The sequence below is a fragment of the Kitasatospora sp. NPDC059803 genome, assembly GCF_042732255.1.
In the GTDB taxonomy this organism is placed as follows: domain Bacteria; phylum Actinomycetota; class Actinomycetes; order Streptomycetales; family Streptomycetaceae; genus Kitasatospora.
This window is the reverse complement of record NZ_JBHWIJ010000443.1, coordinates 1-4919: the sequence shown is the minus strand read 5'-3', so window position 1 is coordinate 4919 and position 4919 is coordinate 1. Positions and strand designations below refer to the sequence as shown.

6 protein-coding genes are annotated in these 4919 nt (G+C 71.6%); 4 read left to right on the top strand and 2 right to left on the bottom strand.

All coding sequences use genetic code 11. The features are described 5' to 3' along the window. The first annotated feature begins 103 nt into the window (after positions 1 to 103). Positions 104 to 307, top strand: a complete 204-nt coding sequence (locus ACFV6I_RS37660) for a DUF6980 family protein (protein WP_380430594.1) — start codon at positions 104 to 106, stop codon at positions 305 to 307. A 236-nt stretch (positions 308 to 543) separates the two neighbouring features. Here the strand turns inward: ACFV6I_RS37660 and ACFV6I_RS37655 are convergent, their stop codons facing one another. After that, on the bottom strand, positions 544 to 1161 hold the full coding sequence (locus ACFV6I_RS37655) for a TetR/AcrR family transcriptional regulator C-terminal domain-containing protein (RefSeq protein WP_380342246.1): 618 nt from the start codon (positions 1159 to 1161) through the stop codon (positions 544 to 546). Between the two features lie 66 nt (positions 1162 to 1227). On the opposite strand from ACFV6I_RS37655, the gene ACFV6I_RS37650 reads away from it, so the two are divergent. Next, positions 1228 to 2490 carry a beta-ketoacyl-[acyl-carrier-protein] synthase family protein gene (locus ACFV6I_RS37650; RefSeq protein ID WP_380430591.1) on the top strand — a complete coding sequence of 421 codons (1263 nt, stop codon included), beginning with the start codon at positions 1228 to 1230 and terminating at the stop codon, positions 2488 to 2490. A 657-nt stretch (positions 2491 to 3147) separates the two neighbouring features. Here ACFV6I_RS37650 and ACFV6I_RS37645 read toward each other — a convergent pair. Then, positions 3148 to 3726 (bottom strand): TetR/AcrR family transcriptional regulator, encoded by a 579-nt coding sequence (locus tag ACFV6I_RS37645; protein ID WP_380430588.1) that lies wholly within the window; start codon positions 3724 to 3726, stop codon positions 3148 to 3150. A gap of 166 nt (positions 3727 to 3892) precedes the next feature. Here ACFV6I_RS37645 and ACFV6I_RS37640 point away from each other — a divergent pair, with 166 nt between their 5' ends. Next, on the top strand, positions 3893 to 4129 hold the full coding sequence (locus ACFV6I_RS37640) for a hypothetical protein (protein ID WP_363377386.1): 237 nt from the start codon (positions 3893 to 3895) through the stop codon (positions 4127 to 4129). A 440-nt stretch (positions 4130 to 4569) separates the two neighbouring features. After that, entirely contained in the window at positions 4570 to 4899 is a 330-nt protein-coding gene (locus tag ACFV6I_RS37635) for a hypothetical protein (RefSeq protein WP_380430585.1), read from the top strand. Positions 4900 to 4919: the final 20 nt, after the last annotated feature.

Below are 4919 nucleotides of genomic sequence, written 5' to 3'. Positions count from 1 at the left end.
CGCCGACCAGGCGACGGCCGAACCAGTGGCCGTCGAACAGCCTGAACCCATCCTGACCAGGTAATCACCACCTCCCGTTCAACGGGGGAAGCTCACGGATGCACTGATTCGGTTCGGTGCCGGATGCCAGGAGTGCGGGTTGATCGTCCGTGACGGTGGCGCATCGGGCATCGCGGTCGGCTTCTGCCCTTGGTGCGGACAGGGCCTTCCCGAGCCGCGGCGGGATCGCCGGCTAGGCGAACTGGAGCGTCGCGGGATCGACCCGTGGGAGGAGGAGGCTCCTGCCGGGTTCCAGCACGGGGGCTGACTCGCTTCGCTTCGCTACACCAGGCTGGACGACAGCCGTTGATCCACTTCTGAAACAGGCCTGGCTGTTGCCGCGAGCAGGTTCGTGACGCCTTGCTCCGGCCGCGACGGGGTTCGTCGGCGACGGCGAACATCCCGACCGCGAACATGCCGACCGCGACGGGGCCGCCTTCGCTCGACGAGTCCGCCTTCGCGCGGGAGCCGCTTACGTCGTCGCCGCAGGCCCGTTCGACCGTCCTAGCCGTGTTCGGGTTCGTCGTGGATGGTCAGTGCTCCGGCGAGGTCGAGGTCGGCGACGGTGCCGTGTGCCCCGGCGCGGACGAGCAGCACTGCGCCGAGCGCGGTGCTCCAGAACGTCCTGGCCTCCACGTCGAGCGGTCGGCGGACCTTCCAGCCGCGACGGTCGATGAGCTGGCTCACGAAGCGCTCGGACTGCCGGAACAGCAGCTGGAGGTGCCGGTCGACGACGGGGGCGAGTTCGGGTTTGGAGATCCCGGCGGCGAGTGCCCGTGCGACCGGTGGGAGCGAGGGCATGGCCAGTACGGCGCGGGCGATGTTGCGCCGAAATGTCGCCGCATCGGGGGCTTGGCGGCCGATGCGCTCGATCCGTCGGGCGTCGTGCAGCAGGCCGAGAAAGGCGGCGTGCACGAGCAGCGAGTCCTTGGAGCCGAAGTGGTAGGTGACCTGGTTGGGGAAGGCGCCTGCCGCGTTCGCGATCTCCGCGACGCTCACCTCGGCGCCGGGCCGCTCCTTGCAGAGCCGTGCGGTCGCCTCGATCAGCTGGCGTCTGGTCGCGCGACCGCGGTCACGCGATCGGGCCGGTGTTGGTCGGGCTTCGGTTCGCTTCTTCTCCACACCCGAATTGTATGTGATACAACTAGGCTCGTTCGCTTGTATCGCATACAAGAAAGGTTGAATGGCATGCACAGGACCGAAGTCGTCGTCACCGGACTCGGCGCGATCACACCACTCGGCGCAGACGTGGAGTCCACCTGGCAAGCCCTGCTCGCCGGCCGGTCGGGCATCCGCGGCGGCGCCCTGCGCGGCCACGAGGACACCGGCCTTCCCGACACCGCCGCAGGCACGATGGCGATCGACCCCGCCCAGTCGCTGCCGCCGGCGCAGGCCAGGCGGCTCGACCGCTCACAGCAGGCGGCCTTCACCGCAGCGGCCGAAGCCTGGGCCGACGCCGGCGCCCCACAGGTGGACCCGCACCGGCTCGCATCAGCGATCGGCACGGGCATCGGGGGCGTACGGACGCTGCTGAAGGAAGACGACGTACTGGAGACGGCCGGGACGCGGCGCGTCTCGCCACGCACGGTACCGATGCTCATGCCCAACGCGGCAGCGGCGCTGATCAGCATCGAATACGGCGCACGGGCCGGGGCCTACACGCCTGTCTCGGCATGCTCCTCCGGCGCCGAGGCGATCGCCCTGGGGGCCAGGCTCATCCGTGCCGGCGAGGCGGACGTGGTCATCGCGGGCGGCACCGAGGCCGCGATCACCCCGATCACCGTCGCCGGCTTCGCCCAGGCACAAGCACTGTCGCGCTACACCGTCGAACCCGCCTCAGCGTCCCGCCCCTTCGCCGCGGACCGCAGCGGATTCGTCCTCAGCGAAGGCGCCGCCGTCCTGGTACTCGAAAGCGCCGAGCATGCCGGCCGCCGGCGCGCACACGTCCACGCCGTACTCGCGGGAGCCGGCATCGCCGCCGACGCCCACCACATCACGGCACCCGCCCCCGACGGCTCCGGCCAGGTCGCCGCCATGCGCAAGGCCCTCGCCCAAGCCGGTTTGACTCCCGAGCAGATCAGCCACATCAACGCCCACGCCACCGGAACCCCGGCCGGCGACACCGCGGAGGCACACGCGATCAGACAGGTCTTCGGCCGCGCCACCGTCACTGCCCCCAAAGCGGCACTCGGCCACCTCTTCGGCGCGGCCGGCGCAATAGAGGCGCTCATCGCCGTCCTCAGCGTGGAACACGGCGTCATCCCGCCGACCCGCAACCTCACCGCAGCCGGCATCGCACCCGACATCGATCTCGATATCGCCACAGCACGACGAGACGCCCCCCAGAAGGCCGTACTCAGCAACTCATTCGGCTTCGGCGGACAGAACGTCTCACTCATCGTCACCCGCGCACAACACCACACCTCCCGCACCGCCCCGACGGCACCGTGACCCACGTAAAACGCACCACTGTCCCCAGAAGGTCGTTACCGGTGGATCGAACATGGCAAGACCCGTCCGATCACGCACGTCACCGCGGAAATGGGGACTTCCCGAGCAACGGCGCCGAGGCGGGCGAACCGGCACCCGCCGCACAGCGAACTCGGGTTGACCGATCGAAGCTCGACGCCACACCCTCAGCCGGGCACGACACCGGCCGACGCGGTCACACACGTTGAGGAGATGCGCCACGCCCACAAGTGGCCGGCTACCCGCAACGCCCACGAGCCCGCCGCCGACGGACACCGTGACCGTCGGGCCGCCCGTGCCTCGCGGGGCCCGTTGCGCCCGTTCGTCGTCGTCGAGGCCGGCCAGGAGGGTACGGGCTTTCGGCACGCAGGGGCGGGCAGGTCCCTGTCGAAGCGGCGCTGGAGGTATCCGGCCTGGCGGCAGGTCGCGCTGCCGTGCACGGGCGGAGGGCCGGTCGCCGCCGTGGCCCGGCGCCGCCGGCCTGCCATCCACCACTGCCCCGGCCTGCTCGGCCGGGCGCCGCGTGGCCGACGTGCCGGGGCGGGTCGGACCAGCCGGTGGTCGTGGTGGTCGCGGGCGCCTGCCCGGCGTGCCGGGGAACTCGGTGTCGGCGGGGTGCCGGGGGTGCTGATCGGGGTGCTACGGGTAGACCGCGGCGAGCAGGCCGCGGACGAAGCGGTCCAGGTTGTCGAGGCCGGCGGCGGCCAGGGTGTCGGGGCCGGTGCCGAGCAGGTGTGGGATGGCGCCGTGCAGGGCGAGGGTGACGGCGGCGGATCGTTGCGGGGTGACGGGCAGGCCGGCCGTGCGCTGGGCGTGTTCGAAGGCGGTGAAGTCGGCGGCGGAGATCGGGTCCAGGATCGCTGACAGCCAGGTGCGGCGGGTGGCCTCGGTCTGGAGTTCGAGGTAGGCGAGCATTCTGGGGCGGCCCGGTCCGGCGACGTTCTCCAGCAGGCCTGCGAGCATGGCCACCAGGCCCTCGCGGTCGCTGGGCCCTGGGCCGGAGGCCGCGATGTGTTCGGCGACCATGCGGTACTGCTCGGCGCACCGTTCGGCGACCGCGCCCAGCAGGGCGTCCCGCGTGGGGAAGTAGTTCTTGGTGGTGCCCGACGGCACCCCGGCGGCCGTGTCGACGGCCCGGTGTGTCAGCCCGCGCCCGCCCGCCTCGGCCAGCACATCGATGGCTGTATCACGCAGCAGGTCCCGTCGATCATGATTCACCGTCAATTTTCCTTTCCTGGCCGCGACTTGACTATATCACCACGGACGGGGTACCGCATCTGTGGTGGACTTCCCGAAGGGAAGCCGCACGGCGGATCAAGGTCGGCGACGACCACAGAAAAACGCCCGCCGCGACGTGAGACGCAAGGAGTAAGGGGAAAAAACGATGGCCAAGTTCCGCGGACACTGTGGTGAGTGCGGATTCAAGACCGAATGGACCACCGAGGCCACGACGGAGCAGGACCTGCTCGATCACTACACCAGGCGGCACCCGCACCTCGAGCCGGGCGGCGCCTCGCAGATCGCACCCGGCAACCCGGACGGGCTGGGGTGCCTCGGCTGGATCGCCATCGTGATCGTCGCATTCTTCGTCCTCGCCATGTGCTCGCGCAACGGCGGCTGAGCATCGGCGCGCCGCGCTCTCCAGACCGGGCGCCCGGATCGTCCGCCTGCCCATCGGGCGGGACGGGGATCGGCCGCTGGCGGACAAGCCGAACCACCTCAACCGACACGTCCGTACGCCTGGAGAGCGCACACTGAAGCGGCCAGCGCCCCGAGACCTCACAGCCGGGGTGCCGGCCTCCGCCATCTCAGGCGCTGCCGGCATCCCGAATTCCGAGCTCCGCGCGTCGTACAGGACGGCACCGATGCCGAGCGCGAGCGGGCCGCCGCCGAAGTCGCGGCCGCCGAGGAGAAGCGGCACGGCTCATAACCCCGTCTCACCCCGGCGTAGGCCGCTGACCTGCGCTGGGGGGTTTCGCCCGGGGCGTTGGTGAGTTCCGGGCACCGGCCGGTGAGTTTCGGCTGTTGGCGCAGGTCGGCGGCCGGTGAGTACGTCCGTAGATGGGCCGTCCGGGCGGTGGCCAGGTTCAGCTGGAGTTGCTGGCCGAGCACGGGCCGCTCGGGCCGGTGTGGTGGCGCTACGGCCGCCCCGGCCGGCACTACCTCACCGAGGCGCTCGACAACCCGGACAACCGCGCCGCCTGCGACCGGCGCCAGGCCGCCCGGGACGGTGGTGAGCAGTTCGGCGGTGGCCGGGTTCTCCTCGGCGGCCGGTCGCGGGTCTGCCGCCGCGCCGCGCATCCCGGCGGCCCCCTTGCCGACCGGGACCGCTGGCAGCCGCGGGAGGGAGCACCGGCGCCGGCGCGGGGCGCGGTCCGTGCGTGCCGCTGAGCGGGCGGCGGGGCGGGGCG

Bases quoted from the DNA above. Each gene is read 5' to 3' on its own strand.
- ACFV6I_RS37650 (WP_380430591.1), top strand. From the start codon at position 1,228: ATGCACAGGACCGAAGTCGTCGTCACCGGACTCGGCGCGATCACACCA.
- ACFV6I_RS37640 (WP_363377386.1), top strand. From the start codon at position 3,893: ATGGCCAAGTTCCGCGGACACTGTGGTGAGTGCGGATTCAAGACCGAA.
- ACFV6I_RS37635 (WP_380430585.1), top strand. From the start codon at position 4,570: ATGGGCCGTCCGGGCGGTGGCCAGGTTCAGCTGGAGTTGCTGGCCGAG.